Annotated in this window: 18 protein-coding genes; 2 read left to right on the forward strand and 16 right to left on the reverse strand. The window is 72.4% G+C overall.

Annotation, left to right across the window (positions count from 1 at the left end):
• Positions 1–2: 2 nt before the first annotated feature.
• The 11 genes from PKE99_RS34100 to PKE99_RS34150 form a co-directional block, all read right to left on the reverse strand.
• A complete protein-coding gene (locus PKE99_RS34100) occupies positions 3–743 on the reverse strand; it encodes a tyrosine-protein phosphatase (protein WP_037053289.1) in 741 nt (246 codons plus the stop codon).
• The gene (locus PKE99_RS34105; protein ID WP_037053286.1) at positions 740–1,876 is read right to left on the reverse strand and encodes a thiolase family protein; all 1,137 of its coding nucleotides are present in this window, start codon (positions 1,874–1,876) and stop codon (positions 740–742) included. Before PKE99_RS34105 ends, PKE99_RS34100 begins: the two co-directional genes overlap by 4 nt.
• Positions 1,873–2,298, reverse strand: a complete 426-nt coding sequence (locus PKE99_RS34110; protein ID WP_037053284.1) for a Zn-ribbon domain-containing OB-fold protein — start codon at positions 2,296–2,298, stop codon at positions 1,873–1,875. Before PKE99_RS34110 ends, PKE99_RS34105 begins: the two co-directional genes overlap by 4 nt.
• Positions 2,298–3,797 carry a hydroxymethylglutaryl-CoA lyase-like TIM-barrel protein gene (locus tag PKE99_RS34115; protein WP_037053282.1) on the reverse strand — a complete coding sequence of 500 codons (1,500 nt, stop codon included), beginning with the start codon at positions 3,795–3,797 and terminating at the stop codon, positions 2,298–2,300. The genes PKE99_RS34110 and PKE99_RS34115 overlap by 1 nt, the downstream gene beginning before the upstream one ends.
• Positions 3,794–5,200 carry an acetyl-CoA carboxylase biotin carboxylase subunit gene (locus PKE99_RS34120; protein ID WP_051738267.1) on the reverse strand — a complete coding sequence of 469 codons (1,407 nt, stop codon included), beginning with the start codon at positions 5,198–5,200 and terminating at the stop codon, positions 3,794–3,796. Before PKE99_RS34120 ends, PKE99_RS34115 begins: the two co-directional genes overlap by 4 nt.
• Positions 5,193–5,750 carry an acetyl-CoA carboxylase biotin carboxyl carrier protein gene (gene accB, locus PKE99_RS34125; protein WP_037053280.1) on the reverse strand — a complete coding sequence of 186 codons (558 nt, stop codon included), beginning with the start codon at positions 5,748–5,750 and terminating at the stop codon, positions 5,193–5,195. The genes PKE99_RS34120 and accB overlap by 8 nt, the downstream gene beginning before the upstream one ends.
• Positions 5,747–7,504: a pyruvate, phosphate dikinase gene (locus PKE99_RS34130; RefSeq protein WP_156068072.1), complete on the reverse strand. Its 1,758-nt coding sequence runs from the start codon at positions 7,502–7,504 to the stop codon at positions 5,747–5,749. The genes accB and PKE99_RS34130 overlap by 4 nt, the downstream gene beginning before the upstream one ends.
• Complete coding sequence (locus tag PKE99_RS34135) at positions 7,501–8,109, reverse strand: hypothetical protein (RefSeq protein ID WP_037053278.1); 609 nt, start codon at positions 8,107–8,109, stop codon at positions 7,501–7,503. Before PKE99_RS34135 ends, PKE99_RS34130 begins: the two co-directional genes overlap by 4 nt.
• Complete coding sequence (locus tag PKE99_RS34140) at positions 8,109–9,593, reverse strand: class I adenylate-forming enzyme family protein (protein WP_037053275.1); 1,485 nt, start codon at positions 9,591–9,593, stop codon at positions 8,109–8,111. The genes PKE99_RS34135 and PKE99_RS34140 overlap by 1 nt, the downstream gene beginning before the upstream one ends.
• A 66-nt stretch (positions 9,594–9,659) precedes the next feature.
• Complete coding sequence (locus PKE99_RS34145; RefSeq protein WP_037053273.1) at positions 9,660–11,201, reverse strand: hypothetical protein; 1,542 nt, start codon at positions 11,199–11,201, stop codon at positions 9,660–9,662.
• 1 nt (position 11,202) lies between these two features.
• Complete coding sequence (locus PKE99_RS34150; protein ID WP_037053341.1) at positions 11,203–11,937, reverse strand: PEP-utilizing enzyme; 735 nt, start codon at positions 11,935–11,937, stop codon at positions 11,203–11,205.
• 203 nt (positions 11,938–12,140) lie between these two features.
• Here PKE99_RS34150 and PKE99_RS34155 point away from each other — a divergent pair, with 203 nt between their 5' ends.
• Entirely contained in the window at positions 12,141–12,881 is a 741-nt protein-coding gene (locus PKE99_RS34155) for a helix-turn-helix transcriptional regulator (RefSeq protein WP_037053271.1), read from the forward strand.
• 91 nt (positions 12,882–12,972) lie between these two features.
• Positions 12,973–13,161 carry a PIN domain-containing protein gene (locus PKE99_RS34160; RefSeq protein ID WP_051738265.1) on the forward strand — a complete coding sequence of 63 codons (189 nt, stop codon included), beginning with the start codon at positions 12,973–12,975 and terminating at the stop codon, positions 13,159–13,161.
• 159 nt (positions 13,162–13,320) lie between these two features.
• On the opposite strand, the gene PKE99_RS34165 is transcribed toward PKE99_RS34160, so the two are convergent.
• From PKE99_RS34165 to PKE99_RS34185, 5 genes are all read right to left on the reverse strand, one after another.
• Positions 13,321–14,466, reverse strand: coding sequence for an Rv3169 family protein (locus PKE99_RS34165; protein ID WP_197040878.1), 1,146 nt, complete (start codon positions 14,464–14,466; stop codon positions 13,321–13,323).
• Between the two features lie 7 nt (positions 14,467–14,473).
• Entirely contained in the window at positions 14,474–16,114 is a 1,641-nt protein-coding gene (locus PKE99_RS34170; RefSeq protein ID WP_037053265.1) for a PEP-utilizing enzyme, read from the reverse strand.
• Positions 16,115–16,116: 2 nt separating this feature from the next.
• Positions 16,117–17,313 carry a hypothetical protein gene (locus PKE99_RS34175; protein WP_037053263.1) on the reverse strand — a complete coding sequence of 399 codons (1,197 nt, stop codon included), beginning with the start codon at positions 17,311–17,313 and terminating at the stop codon, positions 16,117–16,119.
• Positions 17,310–17,684, reverse strand: a complete 375-nt coding sequence (locus tag PKE99_RS34180) for a PEP-utilizing enzyme (protein WP_037053261.1) — start codon at positions 17,682–17,684, stop codon at positions 17,310–17,312. The genes PKE99_RS34175 and PKE99_RS34180 overlap by 4 nt, the downstream gene beginning before the upstream one ends.
• A 421-nt stretch (positions 17,685–18,105) precedes the next feature.
• The coding region (locus PKE99_RS34185; protein ID WP_271214936.1) for an acyl-CoA dehydrogenase family protein at positions 18,106–18,212 on the reverse strand (107 nt) is incomplete at its 5' end.

Raw genomic sequence — 18,212 nt, forward strand, 5'->3', positions numbered from 1 at the left:
ATCTACCCCGGGTGCTCGACGAGGAGCGCGTCGAGCTCGTCGAGCATCGCCGGGGTGAGCCCGTGGTCGAGCAGGAACGCACGGCTGCCGCCGTGGCGGTCGTCCACGGCGGCGAGGAAGCGCAGGATCGTGCCGGGTTCGGCCGTCAGCGCCTCGGGCGGGTAGACGTCGACCGCGTCGCCGTAGGAGGCCATGGTCCGCAGCCGGGCCATGGCCTCGGCGGCGTCCGCCGCGCCCCGCGCGTAGTCGGCGGCGATGTCCTCGTGCTCCACCCCGAGGGCGTCGAGCAGGACGGCGACCACGGCACCGGTGCGGTCCTTGCCCACCGTGCAGTGCAGGAGGACCGGGAGCGTACCGGGCTCGAGCAGCTCCGCGACGGACCCGGCGACCGCCTCGGCGCCCTCGTCGAGGTAGCGCAGGTAGGTGCCGACGAGCGGGTCGTCGCCCGGCATCGGCGCCACCGCCGACCCCGGGGCGACCAGGGCCCGCAGGCGCACGGGGTGCGGGGCGTGGCGGACCCCGAGCCGGTCGAGCGGGCCCCGGCCCTCCTGGTCGACCTCGTGGGGCAGGCGGAGGTCGATCGTCGACGCGATGCCGGTGTCCGCGAGCAGCCGGCGACCGGCCGCGAGGTCGAGGAACTGCGGCGTGCCGCTCCGGTACAGCAGGCCGGGCCGCACCCGCCCGCCGGAGCGGGTCCGCAGACCCGCGACCTCGCGGAACCCCAGCAACCCGGGGTACCTCACAGGACCGACAGGATCGTGACGACACAGGCGTTGCCGTCCATGCCCGCGGCGCCGCCACCCATCGTCTCGACGAGGCCGACGCGGTGCCGGGCGACCTGCCGGGCCTCGGCCCGGCCGCGCAGCTGCCACGCGATCTCGGCGATCTGCGCGGTTCCCGTGCCGCCCAACGGGTGTCCGCGGGACAGCAGCCCACCGCTCGGGTTCACCGGCTGGGCGCCGTCGCGGGCGGTGTGGCCGGAGGGCGCCAGCTCCGCGCCCTTGCCGCGGGGGGCGAGGCCGAGGGCCTCGAGCGTGAGGATCTCGCCGATGGTGAAGGCGTCGTGCACCTCGAGGACGTCGATCTCCCCGGGCGTCCGTCCGGCCTGCGCGTAGGCCTGCTCGGCGGCCCGGACCACGCTGGCATAGCCCCAGACGTCGTCCGTGCGGTGGTCCCACAGCGCCCCGGAGACCATCGCCGAGGCCTCGATCCGCAGGTCGTCCGGGTTGCCGCGCTCGGGTCCCACGATCAGGGCGCCTGCCCCGTCGCTGGTCGGGCAGCACTGCAGGAAGGTCAGTGGGTCCGCGATCATGCGGGACGCGAGGACCTCCTCGACCGTCGGTGCCTTCTTCCGCAGCTGCGCACGGGGGTTGTCCAGGCCGTTGCGCTTGTTCTTCACGGCGACGGCGGCGAGCTGCTCGGGCGTGACCCCGAACTCCTGCACGTACCGCTGGGCCTGCAACGCGTACAGCCCCGGCAGGGGCAGCGACGCGGCGCCCTCGGGGTCGGTCGCCTCGGGCACGATCGCTCCCGAGAACAGCGTCGACATCTGGTCGACGCCGAGGACCAGCACACAGCCGAAGCGGCCGAGGCGGACCGCCTCGACGGCCTCGTGGTAGGCGCTGGTGCCACTCGCGCAGGCGTTCTCGACGGTCCACATCGGAACCCCGGGCAGCCCGAGCCCCCGCTGCACCCGCGTCGCGACACCGGGCGGGCCGAACACGGACCCGACCACGATCGCGTCGATCTGCCCCGGCGTGATGCCGGCGTCGCGGACCGCCTCGGCGACCGCGGTCCAGGCGAGCGACTCGACGCGGCGCTCGGGCTGGAGGCCGTAGTCGCTGGTCCCGACGCCCCACAGCATCGGCTGGTTCACGGGGTCACCTCGTCGTCGATCGTGGCGGCCACCAGGTCGCCGAGGTCCGTGCCGGTGATCCGCAGGCGCGTGCCGATCGGCAGGACGGCGGGCTCCGCGAGGTGCACGAGGACCCGCGGCCCGTCGTCCAGGTCGAGGTAGGCCAGGCCGAACGGCGGCCGCCGCTCTCCCACCGGGATCGCGACGACGGTCGACGACCAGGCCGCGCCCGTCGTCGCGAACCGGGCCGGCTCGACGGGCCCGTAGCAGGCCGGGCACCACGGCACGCCGTCCTGCGCGACCGGGTACCGGCAGGCGGTGCAGCGGACCCCGAGGACCGCGTCGCCGTCGAGCAGCGGCCGGGGGTCGGCGACGGGCAGCCCGCCCACCGCGGCCCCCGGCCGGCGCTTCGTCGGGCGACCGACACCCAGCTCGGTGCTCATCAGTGGTCCCCTTCGAGGGTCAGCTCGAAGCCGGGGCCGTCGATGTGCAGGTACGCGCCGACGGAGGTCTCCACGAGCTCCCGGATGAACCGGGCCTGCCTGGTGGTCGGCGCGAAGTCCCGGTTGCGCTGCGGAGTGGCCCGCATGACGTCGATGTCGCTCTCCGGCACCAGCAGGCGCAGGATCAGCTCGTCGTCGGAGATCGACTCGCCGAACCGGCGGCGCAGCTCCGCGAGGCTCGGCTGCGGCGGCTGCCAGTCCGCGTAGCTCTTCGCCTTGGCCGAGCTCATGATCGTGTCGAGGACGTTCTGGTCGAGCGGGGCGACGGGCTTCCCGTAGAAGCCGTGGGCATAGATCATCACCTCGTCCGGGACGACCGAGTAGCGCTTGCCGGTCACGATGTTCAGCACCGCTTGGGTGCCGACGAGCTGCGAGAACGGGGTGGCCATCACCGGGTAGCCGAGCTCCTCGCGGACCCGGGACATCTCGTCGAGGACCTCCTCGAACCGGTCCTCCATGCCCCGCGCCCGCAGCTGGTCCTTGAACGTGCCGGTCATGCCGCCGGGCAGCTGGTGGCGGTAGAGGAACAGCGAGTACTCCGCCGGCGTGCCGACCGGGAGGTCCTCGTACTCCGCCACCCGCAGCAGGTGCTCGGCGACCGGGGCGAAGCGGGTCTCGTCGAGGTCGACGTCGAACCCGGCGTAGCGCAGGTTGGCCACGGTGTTCTCGGTCGACGGCAGGGACACCCCGGCGGCGAGGGGCTTCGACGCGGTGTGCACGACGTCCGCGCCCGCCAGCACGCCCTCCAGGTAGTTCAGCGGGGCGAGCGCGTTGTTGCTGTGGAAGTGGATCTCCACCGGGAGGTCGCCGGCCGCGGCCTTGATCGCGGCGACCAGCGTGCGGGTGCGCTCCGGAGTGAGCAGCCCGGCGGCGTCCTCCAGCTCGATGCCGTCCGCACCGAGCGCGACGAGCTCCTTCGTGCGGGCCGCGTAGTACTCGTCCGTGTGGTACGGGCTGTCCGCATAGAGGATGCAGGGGATCGCCTTCGCGCCCTCGGCCTGCGCGGTCTTCACCAGACGGCCGATCTTGTCGGTGTTGAACAGGCCGTCGTAGATCCAGAAGCTGCCGATGCCGTGCGCGACGAGCCGCTGCACCCACAGGTCCATGACGCTGTCGGCGGTGAGCCCGAAGGTCACGATGCCGTTGCTGCGGGTCCCGGCCCGGACGGTGGTGCGCGGCATCGCCCGCGACAGCGAGATCAGCTGCTCCCAGGGGTCCTCCTTGCAGTGCCGCACGAGGACCTCGAAGATCGAGCTGCCCACCAGGTCGATGGTGTGGAAGCCGGTGCGGTCGAGCTCGCCGGCGATCGGCAGGCCCATGTCCCGGCGCAGCTTCATCCCCCACCAGCTCTGCGGGCCGTCCCGCAGCGTCTGGTCGACGATCTCGATGCGTCGCCGGCCCCCGCCCTCGGTCCGCGGGGCCACGTCCAGGTAGTTCATCGGACCTTCTCCAGGTAGTCGGGCAGTCCGCGGGTCGCGATCCAGTCGGTGGTGACGCGTCCGGCGCGGAAGTCGGGATGGTCGAGCGCGCCCCGGCAGAACTCGCGGGTGGTCGGCACGCCCTCGACGCGCAGGGCGTCGAGCGCGGCGATCATGCGGTCGACCGCGGTCGCGCGGTCGGGTCCGTGGGCCACGATCTTGGCCAGCAGGGAGTCGTAGAAGGGCGTGACGACGTACCCGGGCTCGCAGTGGCTGTCCACGCGGATGCCCTGCCCCGCAGGCGGTTCCCAGGCGGTGACCGTGCCGGGGTGCGGCACGAACCCCCGCGCCGGGTCCTCCGTGGTGATCCGGACCTCGACGGCGTGCCCGGCCAGGTGCACGTCGTCCTGCGTGAACCCGAGCGGTGCGCCGCCCGCCACGCGCAGCTGCGCGGCCACCAGGTCGATCCCGGAGACCAGCTCGCTGACCGGGTGCTCGACCTGGATGCGGGCGTTGAACTCGAGGAAGGCGTAGGTCTGCCGGTCGGCGTCGTAGATGAACTCGACGGTGCCGGCGCTGTCCAGGCCGAGCGCCTCGGCGAACGCGACGCCGCTGCACCGGATGTCCTGGCGCACCTGCTCGGGGATGTTCGGGGCGGGCGACTCCTCGACCACCTTCTGGTGCCGCCGCTGCAGGGTGCAGTCCCGCTCGCCGACGTGCACGACGGTGCCCTGCTTGTCGCCGACGACCTGCACCTCGATGTGCCGGGCGTTGCGGACGAACCGCTCCAGGTAGACGCGCCCGTCGCCGAACGCCGCCCGCGCCTCCTCGGCTGCGGCGGAGAACCGGCCGCGCAGCTCGCCCTCGTCCTCGACGACGGACATGCCGCGTCCACCCCCGCCCGCAGCCGCCTTGACCAGCACCGGGAACCCCAGCTCGCGAGCCGCGGCGACGGCGGCCTCGGTGGTCTCCAGGATCGGCGAGCCGTCGAGTGTCGGGATGCCGGCGGTCCGGGCCAGCTCGCGGGCCCGTGCCTTGTCCCCGGCCTGCGCCACGGCCTCGGGCCGGGGGCCGACGAAGGTGAGCCCCTCCGCGACGCAGGCGGCCGCGAACTCCGGGTTCTCGGAGAGGAACCCGTAACCGGGGTGGACGGCGTCGCAGCCGGTGCCGAGCGCCGCGCTGAGCACGGACGGCACGGCCAGGTAGCTCTGCCCGGCCGGCGGCGGCCCGATGCACACCGCCCGGTCGGCGAGCCGGGCCGCCATCCCGTCGCGGTCGGCCGTCGAGGTCACCACGACCGTCTGCAGCCCGAGCGTGCGGCAGGCCCGGATCACCCGGACCGCGATCTCCCCGCGGTTGGCGACGAGCACGCGGCGCAGTGGGCGGGCGGCGACGCCCGCGTCGAGGACCGCCGGGCTAGCCATGGGGCCGGATCCAGAACAGCACCTGCTCGTACTCGACCATCTCGGCGTTGGCCGCGCAGACCTCGACGACGGTGCCCGCCGCGGGCGCGACGACCGGGTTCATCAGCTTCATGACCTCGACGATCGCGAGCTGCTGGTCCCGCTCGACGGTGTCGCCGACCTGCACGAACGGCGGCTGCCCCGGGCTGGGGGCCACCCAGAACGCCCCGACCGCGGGCGAGGTCACGGCGACGCAGCCCGTGGTGTCGACGGTCGCGGCGGGCGGTGCCGGGCTGACCGGGGCGGGGGCCGCAGCCGGTGCCGGAGCGGCAGCCGGGGCCGGCGCCGGCGCCGGCGCGGAGGCGGCGGGGGCGGCGACCGGGCCCGCGGGCGCACCCCCGGCCTGCGGGGCCCCGCCCGCGGGCGGGCCGTTCTTCCCCACCGTGATCCGCATGCCGTGCAGCTCCACGGTCATGCCGGTCCAGTCCGAGTCGCCGAAGGTCCGCAGGATCTCGCGGATCTCGCGGTAGGTGACGGCCTCCGGGACCTCCGGCTCGGTGGGCGCGCTCATCGGGCTCCTCCCCCGTGTGCGACCGCCGCGAGGAGGACCGGCAGCCGGTTCTCCGCGACGATCACCTCGACCCCGGCGTCGACCGCCGCCCGCACGCCGTCGGTCGTGGTGAACAGGGCGCCCCGCACGGTGCGGGTGCCCGGCGGGATGGCGGGCAGGGCCTCCCCGAGCTCGTCGGGCGGCACGGCGCCGGCGTCGAACACCGGCTCCACCGCCTCGGCGCCGTCGGCCACCACGCGGACCGGGGCGAGCGCGTCGGCCCACTCGCACAGCCGCCGCAGGTCGTCGTCGGCCGCCTCGGTGACCGCGGAGGTCGGCAGGGCTCCCGCGTAGACCCGGCCGCCGGTGGCGTCGACCGTGACCTCGCGGCCCACCAGGGCCTCGACGGTGCCGGCCCCGCACCCGACCACGCAGGGCGTGTCCAGCGCGCGGCTGACCACCGCGGCGTGCGAGGTCGCGCCGCCCTGCTCGGTGACGACGGCGGCCGCGGCGATCATGCCGTGCACGTCGTCGGGACTGGTCGAGCGGCGCACGAGCACCGACCCCGGCGTGCGCTGCGCCTCCTCCGGCGTGGCGACCGCGAGGCCCGTCGCCACCCCGGGGCTGGCGGCGGCACCCGAGGCCAGCAGCTCCGCGGAGTCCGCCGCACCCGCGGCGAGCTCGGGCCGCAGCAGGGTCCGCACCTGCTCGGCGGTGACCCGCCGGACCGCCTCGGCCGGGTCGATCGCCCCCTCGTCGACGAGCGCGACGGCGATCCGGACGGCGGCGCGGGCGGTGCGTTTGGCCGGCCGGGACTGCAGCAGGTACAGCTCGCCGCGCTGGACGGTGAACTCGATGTCCTGCGCGTCCCGGCCCTCGGTGTCCAGGCACTCGGCAGCGCGCAGCAGCTCGGCGTGGACCGCCGGCGCGCGGGAGGCCAGGTGCGTCAGCGGCTTCGGCGTGACCCGCCCGGACACGACGTCCTCGCCCTGGCCCCGCTCCAGGTACTCCCCGTAGGGCTCCTTGGTCCCGGTCAGCGGGTTGCGGGTGAACAGCACGCCCGTGCCGGAGTCGTCGTCGAGGTTGCCGAACACCATGGCCTGCACGGTGACGGCGGTGCCGAGGTCGTCCCGGATGCCGTAGTGCCGGCGGTAGGCCGTGGCCCGCCGGGACCGGCTGGAGGCGAAGACCGCCGCGACGGCCTCGCGGAGCTGCTCCCACGGGTCCGCGGGGATCCGCGCACCGGTGTCGGCGAGGAGCGCGGCCCGGACGGCGGCGGTGTCCGGCAGGTCCTCGAGCTCCTCGGTGCAGCCCAGCACCAGCCGGCCGTAGAAGCCGGTGAACCGCCGGTGCACCTCGGCCGCGAAGGCCGGGTCGCCGGTCTCGGCGGCGAGCGCCCGCTCCACCTCGTCCGTGCAGCCCAGGTCGAGGATCGTGTCCATCATCCCCGGCATGCTCACCGCGGCGCCCGAGCGCACGGACACGAGCAGCGGCCGGTCGCCGCCGCCGAAGGTGCGGCCGAGCTCCGCCTCCAGCAGCCGGATCCCCGCCTCGAGCTCCTCCACCAGCCCCGCGGGCAGCCCGCCCCCGGCGAAGTACGCCGCGCACGCCTCGGTGGTGACCACGAACGCGGGCGGGACCCGCAGCCCGAGCGACCGCATCCGCCACAGGCTCCAGGCCTTGCCGCCCACCAGCTCCCGGTCCGGCTCGAGCGCGGGATCGTCGGGGACGACCAGCCAGCGGTGGCCCACCGCCGCGTTCACCGTCGCGCTCATTCCGGGCGCTCCCGCCCGGTCAGCCGGAGCAGGTGCTCGTGCATCTGGAACCACACCGTGTGCACCGAGTCGACCCGCACGCCGCTGACGTAGTCGGTCTCGCCGCCCTCGGCCCGGGTCAGCGCACCGCCAATCCGGTCGAGGAAGCGGTCGACGAGCGGATCGGCGGCGGCGAGCGGCCGCAGCACCTTCCCGGTCTTCTCGTGCACCCGGGCGAGCTTGTCGATGATCGCGGCGTCGTAGTCGGCGTCGCCGTGGTCGTTGGGCACCCGGTCGCCGCCGACCTCCTTCGTCTGCCAGTCCGTGGTCAGGGCCAGGACCTGCTTGTTGACGCCGGTCTCGAACGCCTCCATCGCGTCGGCGATCTCCTGCGAGGCCCGGATGTCGGTGAACGCCGCCGGGTAGGCCTCGTCGAGCAGGGCCCGGCCGGCGGGGCTGATCATGTAGTTGCCCCGCGCGGCGACGACGGCGCCGTCGGCGGCCGCCTTCTCCAGCCCGGCCTCGATCTCGGCGACCGGCTGCCCGGTGACCTCGGCGAGCTGCTCGGCCGACGCGAGCTGGCGCAGCGTCAGGGAGTGCACGGTGAGCTGGTACGGATCGAGCATCAGGCGTCCTTCCGGGAGAGCATGCGGTCGCGCACCTCGCGGCGCAGCGACTTGCCGACCGGGCTGGTGGGCAGGTCGGGCCAGATCTCGACGGCCCGGGGTCGTTTGAAGCCGGCCAGGCGGCCGGCGCAGAAGTCACGGATCTCGTCGGCCCCCACCTCGGCGCGGGTCACGACGGCGGCCGTGACGCGCTCGCCCCACTTCTCGTCGGGGATCCCGACCACGGCCGCCTCGACGACGGCCGGGTGCGCGAGCAGGGCGTCCTCCACCTCGCGGGGGTAGACGTTGAACCCGCCGGAGATGATCACGTCGTGCCGGCGGTCGAGCAGGTGCAGGTAGCCGTCGGCGTCCCACCGGCCGATGTCGCCGGTGTGCAGCCAGCCGTCGGGCTCCTTGGTCTCGGCGGTGGCCTCCGGCCGACGCCAGTAGTGGTCCATCGTGTGCGGGCCGCGGGTGAGGACCTCCCCCACCTGGTCGACGCCGAGCGAGCGGCCCTCGGCGTCCCGGATGTCGACCTCGACGAACGTGTAGGGCTTGCCCGCCGAGGTCAGCCGCTCGGGGGTGTGCTCCCAGGGCTGCAGGCAGGTGATCGCCAGCGGCGCCTCCGCCTGGCCGTAGAGCTGGGCGAACACCGGGCCGAGCACGTCGATCCCCCGCTGCAGCACGGTCGTCGCGATCGGGGCGCCGCCGTAGCAGAGCCGCTCCAGGGCGAGAGCCCCCGACGACGACGCCGCCGCCGTCGCCGGGTCCTCCAGCAGCATCGCGATCATGGTCGGGACCACGAAGGTCGAGGTCGCGCGGTGCTTCTGCGCGGCCTCCAGGAAGGCCGCCGGCGAGAACTTCGGGACGATCACGTTGGCCGCGCCCTTGACCAGGTGCGGCAGGAAGAACGCGCCGCTGCCGTGGGTGATCGGTGCGGCGTGCAGCATCACCGAGTCGGGCCGCAGGTTCGGCAGCAGGTCGACGAGGAAGTTGGCGACCTCGGCGAGCTCGCTGCGGGTGGTGAGCACCACCGCCTTGGGCCGGCCCGTGGTCCCGCCGGTGTAGGCGAGCCGCAGCGGGGCGTCCTGGTCGCGGCGGACGTCGCACGGCCCGGGCGCGGCGCCGGCGATCAGCGCGGGGAGGTCGTCGGCCGGGATCGCGATCTCGACCTCCGCCGGGGCTTCCCCGGCGTGGACGAGGCCGCGGGCCTGCGAGTCCTCGATCTTGTACGCGTGCTCGTGCGGGGTCTCCCGGACGTTGAGCGGCACGCGTACCAGGCCGGACTTGGCCAGCGCGTAGTAGACGACGACGCCGTCGATCCCGTTGGGCATGAGCACCGCGACCCGGTCGCCGGGGGCCAGGCCGCGGGCGAGCAGGGCGGTGCCCAGCCGGTCGGTGAGCTCGTCGAACTCGGCGAAGGTCACCACCCGCTCGCCGTCGATCAGCGCGGGGGCGGCGCCGAACTGGCGCCCCGCCCGGCGGATCAGGTCTCCGATCTGCACAGAGGTCTCCTAGGAGTGCCTCGTGAGTGGCGATGGTCGCCGGAACGACCATCGCCACTCACAGGGTCAGGGAAGGTCGGCGCGACGCAGGCCCGCGCCCCGGCCCTCGAGGTTCCGGCTGCCGCGCTGGGCCAGCCTGTAGAGGGCGTCCGCGCGCTCGGAGGTGTGGTTGCGCTTGACCCACTCCTCGTCGAGGTAGCGGTTGCCACCGGTCAGGACGGCCGGGGTGAACTCCCGGGCCCGGCGGTTGTACTCGTCGAGCTCGAGCCGGCCGGCGCTCGTCGTCCACAGCCCGTTCTTGGGCGGCAGGCTCGACGAGCCGGACAGGGCCGCGCCCGCGGTCCGGGCGAAGTCGTCGTCGGTCAGGACGGTGTACGGGATGCCGGTGAGCATGTTCTGGTTGAGGCCGGAGTAGCGGGCCATCGTGTACTCGTTGGTCTTCTGGTGCGGGAAGCCCAGCAACCCGACCATCTCGCCGAGGTTGTCCCGGCCGTACTCGTCGTTCATCAGCGGCTTGAACCGCTGCACCCGGTCGTCGAGCTCGAACCAGTCCGACTGCCGGTAGGTGCCCGCCAGGTGCGCGAAGTCCTTCGCCACCGACGAGTACACCAGGGCACCGGCGTCGATCATCTGCTCGCGGGTCCAGGTGGCGATCCGCTTCCACAGGTCCGCGGTGGCCTGGTTGAGGATCTCGCGGTACTGCTCCATGGTCTCGGCGAGGACCTCGGCGTTCTCCATCCCGACCGGCACGTAGCCGTCGGTGAGCGCGTCCGAGGTGTACATGCCGACCGCGGCGATGTTCGCCGCGGCGTAGCTCGGCTCGGCCTCGAACGAGGCCCAGTCGTCCATCAGGTGGAAGTTGGTGTCCTTGAAGACGATCGGGATCGTCAGGTTCGAGAAGGGCAGCTGCGTGGCGATGCCGTCGAGCCAGGGGTAGTCGCCCTCGGTGAGCTCGAAGAAGTCCCGGACGACCAGCTGGCGGTTGTCGCCGAAGTTGTACGGGCCGGAGTTGTGGATGCCGATCCGGCACTCGCAGTGGGCGAGGAAGGCGTACTGCGACAGCTGGGCGATCAGCTTGGTGGCGGCGGTGTGCAACCGGTCCCCCGGCGTCACGCCGTGCAGGTCGGCCTCGAACACCTGCAGGGTCCGCTCCGGCAGGAACTGGGAGCGGTCGCCGAACTCCTTGTTCGTCAGGTGCCCGTCGTTGCGGTGGTAGGCCAGGTTGAAGCGGCGGGAGAAGTCCAGGACGTCCACGACGTCGTCGACCGCGTCGGCGGGGCCGAGCAGGCCCCAGTTCATGAGCATCTCCCGGCCGATCAGGTAGAAGGCAGGCATCCCCCAGGCCGCGTTCACGGTGTCGACCTTGAGGCTGACCTCGCGGGCCCGGTCGCCGAGCTCCTCCGCCGGCGTCACGGAGTCGATCTCGCGCAGCAGCGTCGGCAGCCGGTAGAAGCTGTTCAGGTAGCTGAGCAGCATGTACGGGTTCATCGGGAAGAGCTTCGACTCCTGGACCGTGCGCGTGATGCACAGCCAGTAGGTCGTGTCGGAGAGCTGCCGCAGGTAGTTGTTGCTCTCCAGCAGCTTGGCGTAGGTCAGCTCGGTACCCATCTCAGGCGCCCTTCTCCAGGATCCAGATCCGGGCGTGCCCGGTGTCGCCGGTCTCGTACGCGTCGGCCGCCGGCGGGGCCGCGGTCACCTCGATCTCGACGACGTCGCCGTCGCGAAGGGTGTCGATCGTGCAGTTCATGAGGGTCGGCACGTCGTACTCGCGGGCCAGGATCCCGAGGTGGGAGCGGACCGAGCCGCCAAGGCAGATCACGCCGGCGAAGCCCTCGATGATCGGCGCGGTGAGCGTGCCGCCGGAGTCGTCGATCACGGCAATGGTGCCGGCCGGCACCCCGTCGGCCAGGAAGCCCATGACCTGCTCGGTGGTCGAGATCAGGGCGACCGGGCCGGTGACCGTCTCGGCCTTGCGCAGGACGTTGTCACCGACGCCGACCTGGCGGCGGCCGTCGGCCGACGGCCCCTCGGCGAAGGACGACGCGGCCTTCTCCGGCCGCTTGTACTTGTCCGGCTCCGACTCCAGCGACACCGTCGCCGAGAAGTCGAAGCGGTAGCCGGAGTCGAGCGCCTCCTGCTCGATCGCGCGGGCGTCGGCCAGCGAGAACAGGTCGAACTGGCGGTCGAACACCACGTCCTTCCAGTCCGCGTCGGTCGCGGCGAAGCGCTTCGCGGCCAACGCGCGGACCGCCCCGTTGAACCGGGCCGGGAGCGGGAGCATCTCGGTGGCTCCCCATTTCGGTGGGGTCTGCGCAGCCACCGTGCCGTCGCGGGAATCGGACATCGTCACCTCACTGTGAGCGGAACCGTCGAGGTCGTGGCGGCGGGTGAGCCACCGGCGGCGGATCCGGGCCCTCACCCCATCGGATCCCCTGCTGTTCACGAGGTGGAAAGGTAGGTACCGTGAGCGTTGTGACCCAGTCCACGTTGGTGGACAGTCAGGCGTCAGCGACGACTCCCCGGTCCCCTCGCCGCCAGACTCGTCCCGTGCTGCGCAAGGCCGATTACGAACGGGCCTTCGACGTGCTGGAGTGCTGCGACACCGCAGCCTCGCTCCCGGATTTCAAGGAGCAGATGGTCGGCGCGCTGAGCAGCCATTTCGCGCTCCAGCACGTCTCGTTCTTCGCCGGGGCGACCTTCCACAACGTGTTCGGCGACCTGTCGCCGCTGACCGAGGGCAACACCGCCCGGATGCTCCCCGAGTACCAGGAGCGGTGGTCGCGCCACGACGTCTTCGGCACGCCGATGGCCATGCGCCAGCTGGTGTCGAGCGGGCTGGCGTCGTTGAGCGAGCTGCAGGCGCGGGGCACCCTCCCCGCCTCCGCCGAGGCCTACGTGCGGCACTTCCTGCACGCGACGTGGGGCATGGAGTGCGCGGCGGCGCTGCGCCTGGAGCTGCCGGGTGGGCACACCGCGCTCGTCGGCATGTTCGATCCGCGGGCGGACAAGCTCGGGCCCGCCGAGCTCGCCACGCTGCGGCTGCTCAGCCGCCAGCTGTCGGCCATCGCCCGCAGCCTGCCGGTGTCCCGCCCCAAGGCCGCGCTGGCCGGGCTGTCCGAGCGGCAGCGGCAGGTGGTGCAGCTGGTCGCGGAGGGCCTCTCGAACGCCGACATCGCCGAGACGCTGTCGCTGGCCGAGGACAGCGTGAAGAAGTACGTCAGCCGGATCCTGGCCGCCACCGGCTGCCAGTCCCGCATGGAGCTGGCGCTGCTCGCCCGCTCCCGCTGAGTGTCGGAGATCTCTGGTCGCCACCGCACGGGGCAGGCTCGACCTCGCCACGAGCAGCGACGGCGAGGAGCTCGCCCTCCCCGCGGTCGCGGTGGCCGAGTTCCTCGCCGGCATCGAACAGGACCCTGATCCGCGCCGCCGCGCGTCGCCGCGCCCCTACCTCGACGGTCTGCTGGCCATCGTCCCGGTGGTGGACTACACGGTGAAGGTCGCCGAGCACCACGCCGCCCTGCTCGCCCACGTCCGGCGCACGGGCGCCCACGGGGCCCAGACGGCCTGATCATCGCCGCGACGGCCCGGGCCACCGACCGGGTGCTGCTGACCACGGATGCACGGGCGCGGTTCGACGAGCTGCCCGACGTCTCGGTGCGCCTGCTCGGTCCCTGACCACGGTCGTGAGTGGCGATAGTCGCTATGGCGACCATCGCCACTCACAGGGTCACAGGAAGGAGCTCTCCCGGGTCAGGCCGTACCGCTGGTGCTCCCCGATCACCATGGACTCGAAGATCCCGTACCCCACGGCCTCGCCCTCGCGGACGCGGATCACGCAGTCGCGGAGCTGGTGGACCTCCTCGACGGTCTCCCGGGCCGACACGTCGGCGTAGCGCTCGCCGTCGATGTGCTGCGGGCCGTGCCACTGGCCGTGCCGGTGCCCCTTGAACCCGAAGTAGAGCCCGGTCCCCAGGTGGAAGCCGGTGTCGCTGATCGGCTCGATCTCCACGGTCCGGGTGGCGCCCCAGCCCGCGTCGAAGGTCATCTTGCCGCCCAGCAGCCTCCGGTTGACCGGGTCGAACTTGAGCTCGTCCACCATGCCGTTGAGCGGGACCTGACGGCCGTCCGCCTCGTTGACGAACCCGGAGAAGTAGGTCGTCTCGTGGTCCACGGCCTGGTGGTAGTGGTGGATCTCGTAGTGCGACCCGTCGGGCCGGCGCAGGTACATCGGGCTCCAGGTCAGGAGGAAGTCCTGCTCCAGACGCTGCGGCTTGAACACGTCCGGCGCCGGCTCGCCCACGTCCATCCGCACGCCCCAGGAGTGGTCGCGGAAGCCGAACCACTCCTCGTCGCGCACCTCGATCTTCTCGCCGTCGATCCACACGGCGCCGCTGACGGTCGACGACTGGTGGTACCGCAGCAGGTCGGACTGGATGCGGAAGCCGTGCGGCTCGCGCTGCGCGTCCTTGCGTTCGAGGAAGGGCGGCAGCACGCCGGTGACGGTGAGGTCGAACCGGATCGGGAGCATGTGGTTCTCCCGCAGCACGAACCGCACCTTCCTCAGCGGTTCGAGGACCTCGTAGTCCAGCGGCCCCACGCCGACCCGCTCCGGGTCCAGGTCGAGCTGCCGGCTGGCCCGGACGGTCAGCTGCTCCTTCCCCCGGGAGATCCCGGCGAACATGTCGATCACGTTGCGGTTGTGGTACTTGCCCAGACCCACGTCGACCTGCAGCGACCCGTCCCGGGCGAAGAGCGAGCCCCACAGCTTCTCGGTCCAGGAGATGTCCGCGTGAGCGATCGTCGCGAACGTCTCCGGGGTCTGGTGGCACAGCAGCTCGTCGGCCGCGGTGAGGATCTGCATCGACTGGCGCATGACTCTCCTAGCTGTCCCGACTGTGCACGGGCGAGAACGAGCCCGGCATGTCGTTGGCCACCAGCGCGGTCCCGAAGATCGCGGCGGCCTGGTCGTCGTCGTCGAACGGCTCCGGGTACAGGGCCAGCGTGTCGTCCGAGATCGACCAGTCGATCGAGTCGGTGACCCCGGCCAGGGCCGCGAACGGGCGCAGGCCCGAGGTGTACATCCGGGTGGCGGCGAAGATCCGTTCCCGCCGGTCCATCGCCGCGAAGCGCTGGTACAGCGTCATGTGCTGCTTGCTGATCGCCGCCGCGACCTCCGGCCAGGCCTCCGGCGGCAGCAGCTCCCGGGAGCCGTCCGCGCGGTACCCGAACACGGCCGCCTCGGTCACCGACGCCAGCAGCTGGTCCGGCTCGGTGAAGGTCGTGCCCCAGTCGTTGATCTCGAACTCGCGGAAGGAGGCGGGATCGAAGGTCAGCGCCATGGTCAGGCCCGCGAACGGCGGCTCGAGGTCCTCGGCCCACGGGTAGGCCCACGCGCTCGGGCCGAGCGAGAGGTAGTCCCGCACGATCGTCCGGCGCGCCGCTGCCCCGCGCCGCGGGTACGGGCCGGAGTCGCAGATGCCCACGCGGGAGTCGCAGAAGTAGAGGAACGAGTAGCCGGAGACGGTGGCGTTGAGCCGCTTGAGGGCCTTCGACGTGGCCGGGTCGAGCACGGTCCCGGCGTCGGCGAGCTCGTCGACCACGGGCTGGGGCAGGTAGCGGTTGGTGAAGCCGGCGTCCTTGTAGTCGAGGGTGCCGTCGCCGCGGTGCGCCAGCGTGAGGCGGCGCCAGAAGTCCACGACGGTGCGGATCTCCTCCCGCCGCTCGTCCCGGCCCAGCTTGCCCATCCGGATCAGGCACTCGCGGCCGCACAGGTAGTGGTAGCCGATCATCCAGATCCACAGCGGGCTGACCCGGTTCGGGCCCTCCCGCAGCCGGCGGCCGAGCTCCTCGGCCGGCACCGCGGCGTCGATCACCGCGATCCGCTCGGCGTAGCTGTGGAAGTCCTCGATCACCGACAGGGACATGTACGGCAGCATCGGGAACAGCTCGGAGGTGAAGCCGGAGCGCCGGGTCATCTCCGGCTTGAACGCGCGGCCCATGTGCTGGACCAGGTCGTCGAGCCGGTCGTCGGTCAGCTCCTCGGCGAGCAGCGCGTCGAGGGCCTCCGGCGTGACCTGCACGTCGAAGTCCTTGACGGCGATCTCGTCGCCGACGCGCCGGACGTACGACCACCAGGCGGCGCTGACGTCCTGCGCGGGCGCGGTGCTGTCCGGCTCGGCCCCCGCACGGACGACGCCCGCCCCGTCGTCGATGTCGAGGACGATCTCGGTGCCGTCCGCGAGCTCGCCGGTGAGGTCGGTCCCGACGAGGCACGGCACCTCGAACTCGCGGGACACGATCGCCAGGTGGGACCGGAGCGTGCCGTCGAGGCACACGATCCCGCCCAGCTGGCCGAGGATCGGCGAGAGGAACGTGGTCCCGCCCGAGGCGACCAGCGCGATCGTCGACCCGAGGTCGGTGTCGAGGGACTCGATGACGTCCTGCGGCGACCGGAAGTTCCGGACGCGGCCGGTGGTGCGGGTGAAGGTGTAGGACGGTGTGCCCTTACCGATGACGGACATGCTCAGCCTCCCAACGGCCGGAAACAGCTGTCCCGGTCCTGCGGCACGAAGATCCCGCCGATCAGCTGCAGAGCGAGATCCGGGTCGGAGAACTTCTCGTAGGACTCGGCGATCCGCGGCGTGACCGTCCAGTCGATCTCGTCGTAGCACCCGGCGAGCCGGGCCCACGGCTTGGTCTTCCACGCGTACATCTGGGTCGCGTAGAGGTTGCGCTCCTCCGGGTCGGTCTCCGCGAGCCGCTGGTAGAGCGCCCGGTGCGCCTTCCGGATCGCCTTGGTGGCCTCCTCGATCTCCGCGAGGTCGAGCGGGCGCAGCACGTCGCCGTCCGTGCAGAAGACGCGGGTCTCGAGGATGTCCGCCTGGTAGTCGCTGGGGGTGAACCAGGCTGTGCCCCAGACGTTGTTGTCCATCTGCACCGTGCTCGGCAGCCGGTAGGCGATGACGAAGTGCTGGTACGGCAGGGTCTCCCGGATCCCGTCGAGCCACGGGAAGTCGCCGTCGCCGTCGGCGCAGGTCTCGCGCAGCGCGAGGAAGGTGCCGTCCTCGAGCTGGTAGGGACCGGTGTCGCAGACCGCGGTGCGGGCGTCGCAGTTCTCCAGGAACGCGTAGGCGGTGAGCCGGGCACCGAACTTGCGGATCGCCGTCTTCACCTCCTCGTCGGCGGGCACGAGGTTCGCCCGGATCTCGTCGAGCAGCCGGTCGTCGACCACGTGGCTGGAGTTCGTCGGGTCGGCGTGCATGTTGTAGAGCACGCCGTCGGTGCGCATCGCGATGGTGGCCTCGCGCCAGAACCGCAGGACCTCGAGCTGGTCCTCCAGCCCGTCGGACAGGGAGTTCTCGCCGAGGTCGACGAACAGCTCGCGACCGGTCAGGTAGTGCAGCGGCATCGCCGCCAGGTTGATGAAGCTGCGCTTGTTGCCGATCGGCAGCGCGCGCCCTACGAGCTCCGCCGGGGTGGCGTGCCGGCGGATCGCGCGCAGCCGCTCGGGCACTCGGAGGTAGTCCTCCATCATCGACATGAGGATGTAGGTGTTCATGCCGAACAGCTCGGACTCGAACACCGTGCGCGCCGAGAGCTCGCTCTTGTAGGCGGCACCACCCTCGTGCACGAGCCAGTTCCACTCCTCGAGGGTGGGCTCGTAGGAGGCGTCGGTGTAGAGCGCCTTGACGTTCTCCGGGGCGCTGAGCTGCGCCGTCACGCCGTCACCGCCGCGGCCACGCCGATCCGGGCGGTCTCGACGTCGGAGAGGTCGAGGACGACCGTGTCACCGTCCGTGACCTCCCCGGCCAGCTCCGCCGCGAGCACACACGGCACGTCGGACTCGCGGGACAGGATCGCCAGGTGCGACTCCCGGCTCCCCGCGGTGCACACGATCGCCTTCAGGTCCGGCAGGATCGGCGACAGGAAGGTCATCCCGCCCTTGTTGACGAAGGCGATCGTCTCCTCGAGGTCGTCGTCGTCGATCGACAGGACGTCGGACGTGTCGTGGAACCACCGGGCGGTGCCGCGCACCTCGCCGGCCGTGAAGAGGGTGACGCCGGTCCCGACGTCCGTGAGCTCCCCGCTCATCGCTTCTCCGTCCCCGCCCCGACGCTGGGGCGCTCGTGACCTGCGCGCATCTGCGCTGGTGAGACGGTAGGGAGGGACGATCACTGTGACCCAGTGCACTTAGGGGGACACTCATCCGACGGCAGCCTGAGGTCGTCGAGGTACTGCGCGCCGAAGGTGCTGGGCGGGACGAGGGCGTCGGAACGGCTGCGGAGGACGTCGACGTGCCACGAGGGCCCGGGAGCACTGACCCGAACCAGCACGGACCGCGGCCGAGGCGGGCCAGGGCTCCGACGACATGCGTCCGGGCAAGGTCCTTGTGCTCGGGGCCGTCGGCGTCCTCGAGGTCGAGGATCACCGAGTCGGCGGCGGCGCGCGCCTTGTCGAACCGCTCCGGCCGGTCATTGGGGCAGGACAGCAGCGCCGCGCACGTCTCCGGGCATCAGTCGAGCCCGCCGCGCTTGACGAGCTGGGCGGCGATGACGTTGCGCTGGATCTCGTTGGTGCCCTCACCCACGATCATCAGCGGGGCGTCCCGGAAGTAGCGCT

This window comes from Pseudonocardia halophobica (genome assembly GCF_027922425.1).
GTDB lineage: Bacteria > Actinomycetota > Actinomycetes > Mycobacteriales > Pseudonocardiaceae > Pseudonocardia > Pseudonocardia halophobica.